18 protein-coding genes are annotated in these 16,965 nt (G+C 55.5%); 10 read left to right on the top strand and 8 right to left on the bottom strand.

The features are described from left to right. Positions 1-61 precede the first annotated feature (61 nt). Positions 62-580 (bottom strand): hypothetical protein, encoded by a 519-nt coding sequence (locus QPL95_RS08125; RefSeq protein ID WP_303290481.1) that lies wholly within the window; start codon positions 578-580, stop codon positions 62-64. A 247-nt stretch (positions 581-827) separates the two neighbouring features. Here QPL95_RS08125 and QPL95_RS08120 point away from each other — a divergent pair, with 247 nt between their 5' ends. After that, entirely contained in the window at positions 828-1,106 is a 279-nt protein-coding gene (locus QPL95_RS08120; RefSeq protein WP_303290480.1) for a peptidylprolyl isomerase, read from the top strand. A 46-nt stretch (positions 1,107-1,152) separates the two neighbouring features. Here QPL95_RS08120 and QPL95_RS08115 read toward each other — a convergent pair whose 3' ends face one another. Continuing rightward, the gene (locus QPL95_RS08115) at positions 1,153-1,974 is read right to left on the bottom strand and encodes a DUF2059 domain-containing protein (protein WP_303290479.1); all 822 of its coding nucleotides are present in this window, start codon (positions 1,972-1,974) and stop codon (positions 1,153-1,155) included. 167 nt (positions 1,975-2,141) lie between these two features. Between QPL95_RS08115 and QPL95_RS08110 the strand changes: the two genes are divergently transcribed. Further along, complete coding sequence (locus QPL95_RS08110) at positions 2,142-2,792, top strand: lysozyme-like domain containing protein (protein WP_303290817.1); 651 nt, start codon at positions 2,142-2,144, stop codon at positions 2,790-2,792. 2 nt (positions 2,793-2,794) lie between these two features. Here QPL95_RS08110 and QPL95_RS08105 read toward each other — a convergent pair whose 3' ends face one another. After that, the gene (locus QPL95_RS08105; RefSeq protein WP_303290478.1) at positions 2,795-3,694 is read right to left on the bottom strand and encodes a LysR family transcriptional regulator; all 900 of its coding nucleotides are present in this window, start codon (positions 3,692-3,694) and stop codon (positions 2,795-2,797) included. 117 nt (positions 3,695-3,811) lie between these two features. On the opposite strand from QPL95_RS08105, the gene QPL95_RS08100 reads away from it, so the two are divergent. After that, positions 3,812-4,006 (top strand): hypothetical protein, encoded by a 195-nt coding sequence (locus QPL95_RS08100; protein ID WP_303290477.1) that lies wholly within the window; start codon positions 3,812-3,814, stop codon positions 4,004-4,006. A gap of 72 nt (positions 4,007-4,078) precedes the next feature. Here the strand turns inward: QPL95_RS08100 and QPL95_RS08095 are convergent, their stop codons facing one another. Together QPL95_RS08095 and QPL95_RS08090 are read right to left on the bottom strand one after the other, a co-directional pair. Then, complete coding sequence (locus QPL95_RS08095; RefSeq protein ID WP_303290476.1) at positions 4,079-5,761, bottom strand: AMP-binding protein; 1,683 nt, start codon at positions 5,759-5,761, stop codon at positions 4,079-4,081. A gap of 351 nt (positions 5,762-6,112) precedes the next feature. Next, positions 6,113-6,772, bottom strand: a complete 660-nt coding sequence (locus QPL95_RS08090) for a protein-L-isoaspartate(D-aspartate) O-methyltransferase (protein ID WP_303290475.1) — start codon at positions 6,770-6,772, stop codon at positions 6,113-6,115. A 265-nt stretch (positions 6,773-7,037) separates the two neighbouring features. Here QPL95_RS08090 and QPL95_RS08085 point away from each other — a divergent pair, with 265 nt between their 5' ends. The 3 genes from QPL95_RS08085 to QPL95_RS08075 all read left to right on the top strand — a co-directional run bounded on the left by QPL95_RS08085 (position 7,038) and on the right by QPL95_RS08075 (position 9,456). Further along, entirely contained in the window at positions 7,038-8,720 is a 1,683-nt protein-coding gene (locus tag QPL95_RS08085; protein ID WP_303290474.1) for a murein L,D-transpeptidase, read from the top strand. After that, positions 8,720-9,172 carry a hypothetical protein gene (locus QPL95_RS08080; protein WP_303290473.1) on the top strand — a complete coding sequence of 151 codons (453 nt, stop codon included), beginning with the start codon at positions 8,720-8,722 and terminating at the stop codon, positions 9,170-9,172. Before QPL95_RS08085 ends, QPL95_RS08080 begins: the two co-directional genes overlap by 1 nt. 107 nt (positions 9,173-9,279) lie before the next feature. Then, positions 9,280-9,456 carry a DUF1328 domain-containing protein gene (locus QPL95_RS08075; protein WP_303290472.1) on the top strand — a complete coding sequence of 59 codons (177 nt, stop codon included), beginning with the start codon at positions 9,280-9,282 and terminating at the stop codon, positions 9,454-9,456. Positions 9,457-9,521: 65 nt separating this feature from the next. Here QPL95_RS08075 and QPL95_RS08070 read toward each other — a convergent pair whose 3' ends face one another. Then, positions 9,522-9,761, bottom strand: a complete 240-nt coding sequence (locus QPL95_RS08070) for a TIGR02647 family protein (protein ID WP_303290471.1) — start codon at positions 9,759-9,761, stop codon at positions 9,522-9,524. Between the two features lie 288 nt (positions 9,762-10,049). On the opposite strand from QPL95_RS08070, the gene QPL95_RS08065 reads away from it, so the two are divergent. Then, on the top strand, positions 10,050-10,700 hold the full coding sequence (locus QPL95_RS08065) for a lytic transglycosylase domain-containing protein (RefSeq protein ID WP_303290816.1): 651 nt from the start codon (positions 10,050-10,052) through the stop codon (positions 10,698-10,700). Next, positions 10,700-11,488 carry a spermidine synthase gene (locus QPL95_RS08060; protein WP_303290470.1) on the top strand — a complete coding sequence of 263 codons (789 nt, stop codon included), beginning with the start codon at positions 10,700-10,702 and terminating at the stop codon, positions 11,486-11,488. The genes QPL95_RS08065 and QPL95_RS08060 overlap by 1 nt, the downstream gene beginning before the upstream one ends. Positions 11,489-11,512: 24 nt before the next feature. On the opposite strand, the gene yeiP is transcribed toward QPL95_RS08060, so the two are convergent. After that, positions 11,513-12,079 carry an elongation factor P-like protein YeiP gene (yeiP, locus tag QPL95_RS08055; RefSeq protein ID WP_303290469.1) on the bottom strand — a complete coding sequence of 189 codons (567 nt, stop codon included), beginning with the start codon at positions 12,077-12,079 and terminating at the stop codon, positions 11,513-11,515. A gap of 74 nt (positions 12,080-12,153) precedes the next feature. Further along, complete coding sequence (locus QPL95_RS08050; protein WP_303290468.1) at positions 12,154-12,651, bottom strand: acyl-CoA thioesterase; 498 nt, start codon at positions 12,649-12,651, stop codon at positions 12,154-12,156. 170 nt (positions 12,652-12,821) lie between these two features. Between QPL95_RS08050 and QPL95_RS08045 the strand changes: the two genes are divergently transcribed. Next, positions 12,822-15,050, top strand: a complete 2,229-nt coding sequence (locus QPL95_RS08045) for a LemA family protein (protein WP_303290467.1) — start codon at positions 12,822-12,824, stop codon at positions 15,048-15,050. A gap of 33 nt (positions 15,051-15,083) precedes the next feature. Further along, positions 15,084-16,949, top strand: a complete 1,866-nt coding sequence (locus tag QPL95_RS08040; RefSeq protein ID WP_303290466.1) for an alkaline phosphatase D family protein — start codon at positions 15,084-15,086, stop codon at positions 16,947-16,949. Positions 16,950-16,965: the final 16 nt, after the last annotated feature.

Here is a 16,965-nt window from a genome sequence, read left to right as displayed (position 1 = left end):
CAGGGAGGGTGACTTCAGCTGCTTACGAAATTACTCTCGCTCAGGCTTTCCGTGAAACCACCTACTGGGGCGAGAGTTTTGCGAAATAGACTGGCTCAGCATGTTCCGGAACAGGCCAAAGAAGTGGTGAGCGACTATCCTTTGGATCTGCATCGACCAGCAAGCCTTGATCGCGAAGCTTTTTAAGTAATCGCCGGGCAGTCCGCTCATCACGCTCCCCAGTTAGTGTCAGGGCGTCAGACCGTGAGATCGATCCCTGAATGAACGCTTGATACAGAACCCATGTAGAAGCGGGTTTCAGGTCACCCCTGCTCGCCACGAAGTCTTCGATTCGACGTTTCATCGATTTCAGGTTCAGAAGTTCTGAAATGTAGCTGACTGGGTCACGGAGTCTGTCAACGTAGATGTCATCTGATACCTTAATTTGCGTGGTGATTCTGAGTTTCTGACCGGCAGTTTGTCCGGGTACTTGTCCGGTTGGTGGCGACGGCACAGGATTCCGGATGATGGCAATATATTTCCCTTGAGCCAGTATAGATAGGCACTTACACCATTTCCAGTTTTTGGAATTCAGTTTCATCGGGTCATACTTGCTGTTTTCCTGTCCGGCCAGGTGACCGGCAATTTGTCCAGCAAAATCTTGTTTGACTCTCTTGATCTTTTACGGAGGGAAAAATGCTCAACAGTTAAGCCAGAGGGGAGCAGGTTATAGTTTCAATAACTCAGAAACACGGATAAAAAGCACTTGCCTCCGGCGGGCTAGGCGGGCAGCATTCGGGTCTGACGTTTCCGTCCATTCACCACCATTCAACCACAGGATATTGATCATGGCACAAGCAACCGCACGCCACATTTTGGTAGACAGCGAAGCAAAGTGTGAAGAACTGAAAAAAGCCATTGAAGGTGGCCAGGATTTCGCAGAAGTCGCCAAGCAGCACTCTTCCTGCCCCTCCGGCCGCAGCGGCGGCGACCTGGGCTCATTTGGCCCGGGCCAGATGGTTCCTGAATTCGACAAAGCGGTATTCAGCAGCGATCTGAACACCGTTATTGGACCGATCAAGACCCAGTTCGGTTATCACCTGCTGGAAGTGACCTCCCGCAGCTAAGGTCTGTCAGCCCGCCTGCAGCCGATGGCCCGCAGGCGGGCTGCCTTTATCTTTGCCCGAGGCTCATAAACCGGCTTAGCTGGCTGCCAACATTCTCAATCGGTTCGGTCACGGCCTGCTGAATACTCTCTGTCACCACTTTGGTGAACTCTCGCCCCGCATCACTTTCCAGAAAGTTCAGATACAAATCCATCTCTTGTGCACTGATATCCTGGTAGGTAAACAGATAGCTGTCATAAACTTGCTGCCCCACCATTCCCTGCAAGGCCGGGCGTTGCGCTTCAAGCTGCTGACGCATTTGTTCATGATGCACGGAGTCACTGCTCAACGCGGCCATAGCCGACGAAAGCCCCAACTGAACGGCGATGGCGGTATCCACTGCACTTTCTGTCGCACGGGATGCACGGTCGAACCGATCAAAAAGCTTCTCCCGGTCTGTTCCCTTGTGGGCTTTGTTCAGCTCCGGTGCGCGACTACGAATTTCTGGCCAGACTGCCGGTGCGGAAGCGGCTATCTCGGCCCGGGCAATCTTTTTTGCCACCGGAGTCTGGTACCACTCATGCACTTCAGACAGCTGTTTGGCGGTCAGAGCAGCGTCAAGATTCGAGACGATTCGCTGTTCAATATCCTCTGCCCTGAAGCTGTTGCTCACCACATACCCGATGGTGTCTGCCACCATGGGCGGCACCTGGCCACTTTGCTTCAGACCATCGCGAATGCCGCGGCTCATCATCTCCGGATACTGAACAACAATGTCATCGACTGGCGATGCCTCAAGCACCGTGCGGGCCTCTGGCGCAGCATAGGTCAGTCCAGACGCATAAAGCCCCGCGATTAAAAGAGGTTTAATTAGGGTGGTCAATCTCATTTCACTATTATCCTGTGGCAGCAATAACCGTTTTTATGACACGCCGACAGGCTCTGCGGCAAGCATAGACAGGCCCTGGAGATGACAGTTTGGTAGGGATCTTTCGCAGAAAAACCCGAAAACGCCGAAAAATCCGCGACAAGCGATTTAATGTGTGGCGCGCTCGCCTGAGCTGGTACGGCCTGCCGCTACTCGGGTTGGTGATTGGCACCTGGGCGACACTGCGCTTCAGCCTGCTGGCGCCAGACCCTCCCGCCAATCCGGACGATATCTGTGAGATTTTCAGGGAGCATACCGAGTGGTACGACTTCGCCCACGACTCACAAGAAAAATGGGGCACGCCCATCGCAACCCAGCTGGCTTTCGTCTATTACGAGTCGTCGTTCCGAAGCCACGCCAGGCCACCCCGCACGCGGCTCTGGGGGCTGATCCCCTGGACAAGACCGAGTACGGCTTTCGGGTACGCACAGGCACTGGACCCGGCCTGGGGCGAATACCTGATTGCTAACGATAGCAACTGGACAACCGTCCGTACCGACATGAAGCACGCCCTGGATTTTGTTGGTTGGTACAATCAACTGAGCCACACACACCTCGGCATAGCGCTCACAGCGCCAAAACAGCTATACCTGGCCTACCACGAAGGCCGCGGGGGTTATGCGCGCAGGAGTTTTGATCAAAAGCCCGCAATCAAAACACTGGCACAACACGTTCAGAACCGCGCTTTTCGCTATCACAATCAATTGCAGTCATGCGAAGCCGAGTTCCAGTGCTGGCGCTGGTACCAGTTCTGGCCCTTTTGCAGCGCAGAAGGCTAGCCTCAAAGTGTGCTGCTGATCTCGATAGCCGACTCCAGCGCCTTTAACCGCTCCGCCAGAAACTCCATCACAATCCGCACTCGCGCCATCTGCTGGGTATCCTGGTTTACGTGCAGCCAGAGATCCACGCTTTCACCTTCAAGGGGATCGGAAATCCGACGCAGCTCTTTGGCAGGCTCACCGAGGTAGCAGGGTAAAACGGCCAGTCCGGCTCCCGACCTGGCCAATGCAACCATGGACTGCAAACTGTTGCAGCGAATCAGTGAGCTCGCGTTTTTGAGGTGCTTGCGGTACCACCTGCCAGTCGCCAGATGGCTGAAGGTTTCATCCGGCACAATCCAGGTGCAGTCTTCCGGGCGATTTTCGATGTCCATTGCCCGATGTTGTCGGCAGTATTTCGCTGCTCCGTAGACTGCCGAATCAATCGCCGCAATACGCTCGCCTTCCAGCGTAGCCTGGGGCTTGTTCTCCGGGCGTAATGTCAAATCCGCTTCTCGGTGGCTCAGGTTGGCGACGTCGTTATCGGTAAGCACCTCCAGCTCAATGTCCGGGTACTCACGAACCAGCTCAGCAAGAATCGGGCTCAGCAGCTCGTTCATCAACGTATCTTCAGCCGCAATTCTGACTTTGCCAATCGGGGCTCCGTCCTGGCCCACCAGCTTTCGCTCAAGGTTCTCCATGTCCACCGCCAGCCTTTCGGCCTCGCGGTAGGCCATTTCACCAACGGGTGTCAGCTGCAAGCCATCGCGATTTCGCTCAAAAAAGCGAAGCCCCAACGAGTCTTCCATCTGATCAAGTCGTCTTAAAACAGTGGTTTGATGCACACCCAGCAATTCACCAGCCTTAGCGAAGGTGCCGCCTATTGCCAAAGCTCTTATATATCGAAGATAATCCCAGTCCATAGTTACTGCATATTCGCAACATGAGTACGGATTTTAACGTATTCAAACTGCAAATAAGAACCCCTAAAATAGTTTGCAAGTTAACGATTCCAGCCACCCGTTAAGGAGGAAGGCGCCATGATTCAGAAGCACACCGCGAGCGTTAGCACGCTGCCATCCAGCATCCTCCACAATGGTGTAGAGATGCGGAGCCAGTATACCCGCGCTGCCGTAAAACAGGGGATCCAATTCATCAGCCGCAAGCTGAGAATTGCCAACCGCAAGGCTGCAGCCGTGGCTCAGGATCTGCCCCAGGTACAAGGCGGCGTCTGATTTCCATAGCGAACCCCAAAAAAAACGCCGGCATGAAACCATGTCGGCGTTTTTTTTGGCCAAAGGTCAGCCTCAAAACTCCCAGATCACCTTCCGTTTCTGAGCAAACCACTCGTCCATTTTCTGGTTATAGAAGTCTTCAATCACGTTACGCTTGATCTTCATCGTTGGCGTCAGCATTCCGTTCTCCATGGTCCAGGGTTCCCTGACCACAACCACAAACGCGACTTTCTCATGGGCTTCGCTGGCCGCGTTGACGGCATCCAGTTCTCGGGCGAGCTCCTGTTCCAGCTCGGCACGATCCGCGCCCCGGTCCAGCTCGCCCCGAACATCCTCTGACAACAATACCATCAGACATGGCTGGGGCTGATTGGCGCCAGCCACACACACCACCTCAGCCATCGGGTGATTAAAACGGTTTTCGATAGGCACCGGTACCACATATTTGCCCTTGGAGGTTTTGAACAAATCTTTTACCCGGCCAGTAATACGCAAGTAGCCTTCCTGATCAATTTCGCCCATGTCACCGGTTTTCAGAAAACCGTCGGCGGTAATATCTTCACGGGTTTTCTCTTCATTATTGAAGTAGCCGAGCATCTGCCCCGGGCTTTTCACCTGCACCTCGCCGCCCTCGCCAATCCGGTGTTCCACGCCCGGGTTCGCCATACCGACACTGCCGGCTTTGGCCTGGCCGGGGCGATTGGCATGGGAGTAACCAAAGTTCTCAGACATGCCGTACACCTCCAGCAGCTCTAACCCCAGCCCCCGATACCAGCTGATAATCTCAGCGGACAACGGTGCCGCACCCGTAAGCGCTGCACGGCAGTGGTCCAGGCCAAGCTGCCGGAGCACTTTCTTCTTCACAAGGGAACGGACAATCGGAATATTAAAAAGCACTTTCTGCTTTTTGGGCGGCAACTTGGCGTTCACCCCCAGATAGAACTTCATCCACAAGCGGGGCACCGAGAAGAACAGCGTTGGCCTGGCACGCTGCAGATCCTCCTGAAACGTTTCCAGGGAATTAGCGAAGTAAAGGTGAAAACCGTAGTACAACGATTGAGTTTCTACCGCTGCCCGCTCCGCCACATGAGCCAACGGAAGATAAGACAGCATGCGTTCGCTGGAAGAAACCGGAAACAATTGCTGTAATCCGTCCGCCACCGAAATCATGGTGCGGAAACTGTGCATCACGCCCTTCGGGCGACCGGTACTCCCGGAGGTATAAACAATCGTCGCCAAATCATCCGGATCAGGCAGCGTTGGCACCGCCGGCGATTGCCCGGCAACGATATCCAGCCATTTCGGCGTGTCATTCCGGGGCGACAAAGGCAGGGAGATAATCGGCAGTTCGGCCGGGATATAACCCTTGATATCGTTCCAGCCATCAGCCGTGCCATCCAGCTTACCGAGAAACATCAGCCTTGCACCGCTGTGCTCAAGAACGTAGGCCGCTGTTTCACCATTAAGGGTCGGATAGAGAGGCACACTCACGTGACCGGCCGCCCATATTGCGAGGTCGGCCAGAACCCAGTGGGCGCTGTTCTTTCCTAGAATCGCGATGCTGCTACCTTCTGGAAGATTGAGCGTTCCCAGGTAGGCCGCCATCCGGCTTACCTGATCGGCCGCCTGCGCCCAGGTGATGTCCTCAACGGAACCATCCGGGTATGGCTGAGTCAGATAAACCTTGTCAGGGGTCTGCTCTGCCCAATAGAACAGGCTGTGAACAGAGGTCTTTTTTTGAGGATCGATAGCCATTACGGCTCCTTATTATTGTTATAGGCACGTTGTCTGGAAGTGACTTCGTCAGGTTCATTCAATACTAGCCGACTTTGTGGCAGCCTCAATGACAATAAACGCCTCAGTCACTGACCATTTTGCTCCCAGATGAGACCTGCTGCTCAAAAACCAGTTCGTGACATTCGTCAATCCTGGTCTACAGTGAAAGGGTCAGCGTATAGATTAGCCATACCGAAGGAGGTAGCTATGAACAAGCCGACCCGTTCTTTGATGATCATCCCCGCCTGGACTTTCATTCTGGCCGGGTCCTGCGCGTTCTTCTACTCAGCCTATGCCGGCATGCTCGGTTCCTGATGGGCGGGCGGGCAACTACTGCCACCCCTCTTCACCCAATAACGGAACAAAGCGGACGCTACCGTAGTCTTCGCGGGAAAACTCGGTTTCCGAGACGCGACGAATGCACGTAAGCTGCTGGCCCGAGTACTCCTCTCCAATCGGAATAACCAGCCTTCCGCCGACCGCCAGTTGCTGTTTGAGAGCCTCCGGGATTGAGGGCGCACCCGCAGCCACGCAAATTCCATCGAACGGTGCAGCTTCAGGCCACCCCAGCGTACCGTCACCACAGCGTAGATACACCTGGCTAAACCCCGCGCAATCAAGATTCGCCCGGGCCTGATGAACCAGCTCCGGAATCCGCTCGATCGAGAACACTTCCAACGCCATACTGGCTAACACCGCCGCCGCATAGCCTGAGCCCGTGCCTATGTCGAGCACTCGCTCCCTTCCTTGCAGAGCCAAAGCTTCCGCCATCAGAGCAACAATGTAGGGCTGAGAAATCGTTTGCCCATAGCCGATGGGCAACGGATGGTCTTCGTAGGCCTCATCCGCCAGGTGCTTTGGCACGAAGAGCTCTCTTGGCACCCGCACCATTGCCTCAAGCACCCGTTTGTCACGTACGCCGCGCCGTGCAATCTGACGGTCAACCATAGATCGCCGCAAGGCGCTGAAATCGGGGTTATTTTCAGTCATCGACCTGCCCCCCACTATCATTCGTTACAAACCAATCACGCTTTTACTGCAGCGAAACCCGAGAAACTGATCACTTTTTAAACACAGGTTACTCCTCTGCCAGCCCGAGCAGAACCTGAAAAAAAACAATAACGGTAAAGCACCCCTTTCCCTCAACTCATCGGGTTACCACCATCTGGCACAAAGATGCTTGCATCTCAGGATATACTGAACAACAGTCAGATCAGACAGACCCACCAGCGAGCCAGCTCACAAGGAGAAAATCATGCAGGATGCCAGAGGCCGGATTCACGGGCCGCCCTATTTGATGCTATCCATCCTGTTGATGCTTACTCAGAACGCCTTCAGCGATGACAGCATCATCAATCGCATCGAGGCAATGCAAGCGGGCTACCCGGTTACCGTTCACGACGCACCCCTGTATGCACAAGAAGCCTTGACGAAATTCTACGAAGCCAGGAATTACGAATCCGCCTGGCATTCCCGGGCGGCTCAGGATGAACTCGTCCGTGCCATTAGCGAAATCGCAGACGAGGGCCTGAATCCTGCCGACTACCACCAGAAAACGCTGCAGGCGATTTCGCAGACATCATCGGACGATAGCGAACCGGAACTGCAGGCAGATATTGACCTGGTCTTCTCCGATGCTTTTCTGATACTCGCGTCGCACCTGCTGGAAGGCAAAGTTAATCCGCAAACCATTCATGCTGAGTGGACAGCCAACCGCAGAGAACGGGAAGTACACATCATCCTGAGCGATGCACTTCAAAGCGGCTCGGTCTACCAGACCTTACAGTCTCTCAAACCACCGGCGCCGGCCTACCAACGCCTGATCAGCTACCGGCGCCAGCTTTCAGAACTGCTGGGTCGACCCTGGCCACTGAATGAACCCGGAGTCACTATACGCCCCGGCGACACCGACCCACGCCTGCCCGCTATCCGTGAACAGCTGATATTGTTGGGTGATCTGCCCATGGCCGATAACGATACCCTACAGGAATCCGGCGAAAACCCGACCGACCACCTCTATGCAGGAAACCTGATCCAGGCCATTCCCGCCTTCCAGGCCCGTCACGGGCTGGACCCTGATGGCATCATCGGCCGCAAGACATTGGCCGCACTGAACCTGATGCCCATAGAACGCATCCGCCAGATCGACGCCAACCTGGAACGTTGGCGATGGCTGCCCGATTCGCTGGGCGATACCTATGTGCTGGTGAATATCGCCGGTTTCGAGATGATCATGGTAGAGAACGGTGAGGAAGTATTGCGCCAGAGAGTGATCGTAGGCGGCCCGTTTCGGCAAACACCGGTGTTCAGCGACCGTATTCGCTACCTGGTGTTCAACCCGACCTGGACCGTGCCACGCAAACTAATGATCGAGGACCAACTGCCGCTGATACAGTCAGACCCAGGCTATCTTGAGCGCCTGAACTTCAAGGTCTATCAGGGCTGGGGCGCAGATCGGGTGGAGATAGACCCCGCCGAGGTAGACTGGGCGGGACTATCCGCTAACAATTTCCCCTACCAGTTAGTGCAACAACCCGGGCGAAGTAATGCCCTGGGGCAGGTAAAATTCATGTTCCCGAATCAGTATGAGGTTTACCTTCACGACACGCCGGGGCAGTATTTATTTAACCGCATAGAGCGAACGTTGAGCTCGGGGTGCATACGGATAGAGCGGCCCTTTGAACTGGCCGAACGATTGCTGGCCGGCAACAGCGACTGGGACCGAAACCGCATTGAACAGGCGATTGACCAGGAAGAGCCCGCAAATGCTGTACTGGAAAATCCGGTGCCGGTACACCTTCAGTATTGGACTGTCTGGGTTGATAGCGCGGGCCGCCTCCAGATCCGGAGTGACATTTACGGGCGCGACCGCCGTTTGATTGATGCGTTAAGGTCTGACTCAGAAGGAAATCTGCAGCTAACCCCCAGGAGCCAATAATGATCAGAGCCACCTATACTCTCCTGCTGGCGCTCACCCTGACTGCCTGTCAAAGTATGCCCGGGCAGGATTCAGGAGTTGCCGAGGACATAATTCTGCTGAGCGCCCATCACTGCCTGGAGGAAACCGTGGGAGACAGAAACCGGGTTCACTTCGGGCCCTGCCTCAAGATCACGGATGTTAACGGCCGGGAACCCGTCGTCCGGGACGACGGCTTCATCGCTCTGCCAGCCGGCCAGGCATTGAAGCTGGGCACCTCCTGTGTATACCGTCACGCCGACGGCACACCCATTCCCGCGACGGTCGAAACCGAAGTCTTTCAGGTGCAAATCACGACATTCACCCGCGGAGGCCAACGTTGGTATCTTCACCCCCACAAACAGGCCCGGGGGGTTATAGGCTGTGAGCCTGTACTGTCCCGTTCCGTTTTTCCTACGGAAAAAACAGACTGAGAACCTGACACCACGATTACCATTCATCAACACTGACTGGTTCTCAATTGCACTATCGCCAACGGTGTGCCACGTTTAACGTGTAACCCTGAAACGGAGGATAGGAAATGCTCTACTGGGCTATAGTGTGTCTTGTTGTGGCTATAATTGCGGGTGTTCTGGGGTTTGGAGGCATTGCCGGAACCGCCGCAGGATTTGCGAAGATTCTGTTTTTTATCTTTCTGGTGCTGCTTGTTGTATCCGTGCTGTTTAACGTCATCAGAGGGAAAGGCCCCAAAGTCTAGGGGCTTTTCAAACCAGCTACACGTGGCCCTGAGTAACACAACAGGGCCACGCTAAACCCCTGCCTTCAGTCGCCTGCCAGCATTGACTGTAATTTCTGGGTCAGCTCAACAGCCTCACAGCCCATCGGCGTGAGATAGCCGCCATCATTCCGGGATATGAGCCCTTTAGCGAACAAGGATTCAGCTGCCGCAACGGTTTCTGCGGCTGCGGTGTGGGCGTGTACCTTAATGCCTTCCTGAGTTGAAGTGGAAGGAAACTGCAGTAACAGATTCAGTTCAGCAAGATGATCCGGAGAGAAAGGCATAAGAAACTCCTGTTTAGGTAACTTAACTGCAGTCTAGCGGAAATAAAGCCTGACGGGCGAAAATTCTCATCGGCCTGTCAGAATCTGGAGTCCGGCTGCGTGAAGGGTTTTGTGAAAGACAGAACATTCCGTATCATCCCGGCACGAAACTCCTACACAGGCGGCTACATCTGCCGCGATAATAGCGGTACATTGAAGCATCCGCATCTGAAGTCCGGGCCCGAAATGACGTTTGACCTTACAACACCACAAACCAGCGTAATAGCCGCCGTTGCCATATGGCTATGTATGGCCAGTGGCAGTGTAATGGCCGATACCATCAAGCGTGTGGTTCACCCGGATGGCCGGGTGGAATTTACCAACGTCAAAAGTCAGAGCCAGCCCCGGGCCTCAAGCAAGAACGAAACCGTTTATCGCTACACCGATGAGCACGGCGTTGTCGCCTACAGCAGCATGAGGCCGGCGGATTCAGATTTCGACGTCATCCGCTTCCATTGCTATGCCTGCGACCCGGGCTCAAAGGTCGATTGGCGGAAAACGCCGCTGTTTCTTCGCCCCTATCAGGAAGAAATCCTGACAGCGGCACAGGAGTTTGATGTGGATCCGGCCCTGGTGCGGGCCGTCATTCACGCAGAATCGGCCTTCAATCCCAAAGCACTATCCCCGGTCGGGGCCCAGGGCCTTATGCAACTAATGCCGGGAACCGCCAAAGAACTGGGGGTTCAGAATCCCCTGCAGGCTGCGGAAAACATCCGCGGAGGAGTGAACTACCTCGCCCAGATGCTGGCACGTTTCGGCGGCGACACCCGGCTCGCTACCGCGGCCTACAACGCAGGCCCCGGTGCCGTCGGTCGATACAAGGGCATTCCCCCCTACGCAGAGACCAAAGCCTACGTAGAGCGGGTAGGTATTTTGCACGAACGTTACGCTGCCAACTGATGGGCACCATCATCAACCACCTCGCCATTGCGGGCGACATTGTTCATGTAGACCGCGACAATTACGGAAATATCCTGGTTATTGATGATCGCAAACACCGCATACTGAGTTTTGACTCCATTTTCGAACAGAGCAAAATCGTCCGCTCGGCGCCCCACCTTCCTGTGCATGAATACAACCGAGCGATGCTGCTGCCCATTGCCTTTCGGGAGCCGGCACACATTACGGTACTTGGTCTGGGTGGAGGGGTTTTGGCGCACGGCTTACACAGGTTACTGCCGGAAAGCGATATTCAGGTTTTTGAGCTGCGGGAGAAAGTCGCGAGCATTGCCCGGGACTGGTTTGCCCTGCCTGAAACCGACCGGTTGAAAGTCACCATTCAGGATGCTCGCCTGGCGGTGGAAAATCTTCCGGAATGTGGCACTGAAATGATTCTGACCGACCTCTACAGTGCCGACAAAATGAGCCCGGCCCAAGCACAACGGCAATTCATCAAAGCCTGCAGTCAGGCTTTGACTGACAACGGCTGGCTGGTACTGAACTACCACCGCATGCCGGAACCTCAGGGCAACCTTGTGCGGGAACTCAAGCGTCAGTTCCCTCTGCTGCTGACCTTCAAGAGCAAAACCAACAACTGGGTGATTTACGGCAGCAAACAAGGTTTCGACCCAGCAGCGCTAAAGCCCTCGCGGCTGAACGAACTGGAGAAGCGACTGCCCATCGGGTGGCCCAAACTCATGAAAAAACTCGATAAGCTGACCCATTCAAGCTCACAATCCGGGGCTTGAACGGGTCGCCAAACGCCCGGGCAATTACGCCCGGCTCAGGAATCTGCGCTCTTCGACGTTCACCTTGATGCGGTCGCCCGTAGAAATATGCTCTGGCACCTGCACAACCAGCCCGGTTGTCAACCGCGCAGGTTTGGTGCGAGCTGTGGCGGAGCCACCCTTAACGGAGGGGTCAGTCTCCTCGATGGTCAACTCCACCGTCGGAGGCAGATCCAGAGCCACTGGCGTATCACTGACCAGAATGGCCATCACGCCCTGGGTGTCCTCGGTGATGAACATCAGCTCATCCTCGATGGCGCTTTTGTTCAGCATGTACTGAGTGAAATCTTCGTTATCCATGAAGACGTACTCATCACCATCGGCATAGGAAAAGGTGACCGCCCGGCGAACCAGATCCGCCAGGTTGAGCATGTCTGAATCCTTGAAGGTTTCATCGAGCTTCTGGTCGGTTACGACATCGTACATCCGCATACGGTAGAGGCTGCCACCGGCACGGCCCTGGGGCACAGAGCGTTCGATGTCCTTTACAAAATACACACGTCCGTCGTATTCAACAGCCTGGTTCTTTTTAATCTCACTCGCTTTTGGCATAACACCTGGTTCCAATTAAGTTGTTCATCAGTGGCGCTGATATACCACGACTGGCAACAAGATGCGATAGCTGCTCATCGGTTTGCACGGGAAAGTTCTTCACGAGTCTTCAGGCGCCCTGCCCGTCGAATCTCGGCATTGGCATAGCGCCGATTCTGTTCATCGGTTTCCGGCGTAACGGCCGGCACATCCACCGGCCTGCCATTCTCATCCAGAGCCACAAACGTAAAAAATGCAGAAAGGATATGGCGGGTATCCCCTGTGTAGCTGTTCTCGGCCTCCACCTTTGCCCCAATCTCCATGGAGGAGCCCCAGCTGCGGTTCAAAGCCAGGCTGAACAGTAACGTATCGTTACCCTTTGCCGGCGCACGAAAATGTATGGAGTCTACAGCCGCAGTCACACACACATGAGCTGAGTGCCTCTCAGCCACCACCAGGGCCAACCTGTCGCACTTGGCCATGATCATGCCGCCAAAGACGGTATTGTGTGAATTCATGTCGTTTGGAAACACTTTATAGACATGCTTCTCAATGGCTGAAGCGGAAACCGGCTTGGCTGACTTCCCAGACATGACATCAATTCCTTCTGTTACTTACCCACAGAAACTGTGGATAACTATGTTAGCAAGGTAAGGACACTCCGCTGCAAGTAGCGGCCCTGCTGCCTTCGAGACTCATGCAGGTAATTTGATCAGGTATACTGCACTTTTCAACCGCCAACAACAAAGGGATTTGAAACGGGATGCAGCGCAGGACGGCACTCAGTACTCCTGGCAGTCTTATATTGGTCATTCTCACCGTGGCATGTCTTGTCGGCAGTTACGATTTCATGGCCCGAGGCCTGAACGAACTGGCCGAAGCCCGACAGGTTCAACGCTTGCCCATTACCCCCTTATCCGCACTGGCCAAAGGCCCCTACCTTGTTGAAGGCCAGGTGACCGATGACCTGGGCACCCACACAGGGCCTTACTCAGACACCCCGTCTGTTTATGTGTTCTACAAAGAACAACGCGAGTACCGGGATTCAGACGGCGACCTGAAGCTGGAGACTGTGGACTCCGGACACATAGGCAGCCGTTTTCAACTCCAGGACGACACTGGCACCGTAGTGGTCAACCTGGGCGCCAATACCGGGGATATCGAGTGGCGCCTGCGCCGAACCTGGCACCATCGGTCCGGCTCTTATATTTATTCCGAATGGACCCTCAAGCCCGGAGACAACGCGACGGTTATTGGCCAGTTTGATCAGAAACAAAACGACCTGACCTTCTCCGCGCTGGATGCCTTTAACCTCCCGGCAGTGGTCTCCCGCTTCGGCCCGGACACTGACATCGGCGAACAACTTTACGACGCCGGCGCAAAAATTTCTCTCGCTACCGGTCTATTGGCACTGGGAATTGCCCTGGGCCTGATTATCCTGAGAATTCATCGCTTATGGGTGTACGTACTGGCCATGACTGTCGCCGTATCCGGCACCCTGACCATCATCGGTGTTTACCGGCTAACGGCAGAATGGTCTGCCATAGCCAATCTCTACGAAGGGCGTTACCAACAGCTGGCGAAAACAGAGCCTTCAATGGCGGCACTGGTTGATGTCGCTGCGCTGAATCATCGAATTCGCCAGAGCACCAGCGGCTGGCTCGACCGCTGGATGTTCCGGCGCTTGCTTGAGAATCGCCTGCCCTTGCCAGAACTGAACGTATCCGCTCGGGAACAGGTCCAGCAAATACTGGCCAACCACCCGCCCGTAAAACGCCAATACAGTGGTATCGGGCTGTTACTTGCCCTTGGCAGCCTGGTTCTGGCCATACTCCTGATGCGCAGGGTTATAAGCTCCATCAAGCTCAAACGGCTGATCGAAGCGCTGCCCACCAGCAGCACCCAGGGGCTCAGTTTCGGTCTGGCCGAGCTGAAAGGCCGTGTGGAGCTGGACAACAACTATCCACCGCTTCGTGAGCCCTTGAGCGGTCAGGACTGTGTAGCCTACCGCCTCGAGATCGAAGAAAAACGGGGGTCAGGCAACGACGCCAAATGGACCACGGTTGAAACACGCACAGAACATGTTCCCTTTCGCCTCAGAGACGACCAGCACCACGTTCTGGTTTACCCGGAAGGCGCACAGTTCGGCTATTCGGATGTGGATATCAAGCAACTGGGCAAACAGCGCCATACCGTCAAGTTTCTGGTGCCGGAAGCTAGCATCTATTGTCTCGGCTTTGCCGGGCTGGATCAGCACCAACCCGACCACCTGAGTATTCAGCACGAGAAGGATTTGCCGTTCCTGATCAGCAATTCCGATGAAGACGGGATCGTGATGCGCCGGGGAGCCTGGGGGTTTGTCGGCATAGCCGCCAGCCTCGGGCTCTTGCTGTTTACTGCCACCACCATGCTTGCGGCCGATGGCCGATTCAGCCCGGACAACCTGTTGATCTCGGCCTTGGTGGTACCACTGGCTCTGTGCGTTTACACAGGCATTCTGCATTACAACGATCTGGTGTTCCTGAAGAACCGGGTTAACCGCGCAAGGGCGAACATTGACACCATCCTGCAGCAGCGCCATGACCTGTGGCCCAGGCTTGAAGACACGGTCAAGGCTTCCATGGCCCATGAACGGGACCTGTTAACCGCGATCGCCACGCTCCGTTCCGAGCCGCCGGCCACCATGGACTCCACCAACAACGTTGGCCGAACCATCAGCCAGGAGCAGGCGGCCACTCAGTCATTGAAAGGCAGGCTTGAAGACTACCCGGAGCTGAAAAACCACCAGGTGGTCCGTCGCTTCATGGAGATCATGGCAAGCACGGAGAACCATTTGTCCCTGCTACGCAACAGCTACTCCGACAGCGCCATGATCTACAATACCCGGCTACAAACCCTGCCCGACTTGCTGCTGGCCTGGCTGTTCAGGTTCAGGCCGGCACAACAGTTCACACACAGTCATCAAGAGGCAGACCAGACACTGCCCCGCTAACAACGGAATCAAAACCAGGAAAAGGAGCTTCCAATGATTATCTGCGGCCCTGTGGTACGCCATGCCAACCGTTCAGAACTGAACCTGTGGCTGGCGCTCGATCAGCCACCAGAACATCTCACGCTGACCACCTACGCTACCGACAACAAGCAGCAATCCATCACCACAAGCTGCGAAACAACCGTTATCAAAGCCGGAGAGCGTTGTTACTTCTGCCTGGTGCATACCCCCCTGCCACTGGACAAGGCTCCGGAGCATCAGAGCCTGACCGAAGTGTTCTACGAACTCGAGCTCGACGGCCAGCCCTTCGGCGATTCTGACCTGCTCAAAACGCTCTGCCTGGGAAACGACAAGCTGCCTGGCGTCTATCTGCCACGGGAACACCGACACTTCCTCCAGGCGTCTTGCCGCCGGCCCCACTCACCCTGTCAGGTTAAGGGGCCGGACCAGCTGGCACGGGCCGCATCCGTATTGCAGGACAACCTCCGGCAAGACACCCGCCCAAGCCAACTGTTTCTGACCGGCGACCAGATCTACGCGGATGACGTATCGCCCCTGTTACTGGATTACCTGCGCAAACTGCAAACCGCTCTGGGCATGGAGGACGACCTGCCCAACATACCCTGCGGCAATGACCTCCACCGACTGTCCAAGCTGGATGACCGGCACTGGGTAACCCGCAGTCCATCGGGTTTCAGCTCCAGTGCGAAAAAATCACACCTGCTGACGCTCCAGGAATACCTCTGCATGTACCTGTTTGCCTTCTCCGGGGCCGGCCGGGAATACGGACTGACATTTGCTGACCACGATGCCCTGAAACCCCGTCTGGCACACCAACCCGCCAATACCCGGGATGGCCGGAACCCACCCACGCAGTACGTCTATACCGAATCCCAACACAAAGAAGACCTCGATAACCTGAGCCGCTTTGCGGCGTTCGCACGCAGCGACATCCGAAAACTGCTGGCCAACATTCCGACCTACATGATCTTTGACGACCATGAAGTCACTGATGACTGGAACATTTCCAAGAAAAACGCCCGCCAGCTCAGCAGTTCCGCCGTCGGACGTTATGTTCTGAGTAACGCCCTGGTGGCCTACTTCATTTGCCAGCACTGGGGCAATCAGCCCTCGCAGGTGGTCAACGAAGTCGCTGATATTCGCGCGTTACTGGACCGAAAATGCCCGGCGGGAAGCCCGGACTACGACTGGTTACTGTCAAGATACTGGGGCTATGAGCTGGCACAGGTTCCCCCGGTGGCGGTGCTCGACACACGCACCCACCGGGAGTTCAGTAAACGAGGCAAGCACTCCCTTGGCCTGATGTCCGACGACCAGATCGAGCAATTGGGTCAGCGGCTGTCTGCGCTTCCCAACTGCCAGACCCTGATCGTGGTCTCACCAACACCCACTTATGGTTTCAGCCATATCGAGTATCTGCAACTCAAATTCCCCACCTTCAAACGCACACTGGACCGGGAACCCTGGAGTGCCGACCCGGCCTCGCTGACCGCTCTGGAATCCACCTGTTGCCAGGTGCCCGGCGTTCAGCATGTGGTCATCTTTTCGGGTGACGTTCACTACGGCTTTGCCAGGCGCAGAGAAACCCCGGAGGGGGTGGTGCTGTGGCAGATCTGCAGCAGCGCCTGCAACAACGTACCACTGGGGGAAAGCATCGGGCTGAAGATGATCAATAAACTGGGTGAAATGCTGGGCAGGGACAAGGAGCGGTATCTGAAACCGGAAGACAGCAGCTTTTTTCTCACCAGTGACCGGAATATCGGAACACTGACGCTGGATGACGCAGGACTACCCCACGAAGCGGTGCTGTTGTGTGCCGGCGATGGGAAAACCTACCGCAAACACTACGACCTTAAACACGTCAAAGAGACCACCTGAAGGGAAATTCAACTGA

It is taken from the genome of Marinobacter sp. SS5-14b, from assembly GCF_030541005.1.
In the GTDB taxonomy this organism is placed as follows: domain Bacteria; phylum Pseudomonadota; class Gammaproteobacteria; order Pseudomonadales; family Oleiphilaceae; genus Marinobacter.
Note: the sequence above shows the minus strand (reverse complement) of the source record. Positions and strands in the feature narration are given on the sequence as shown.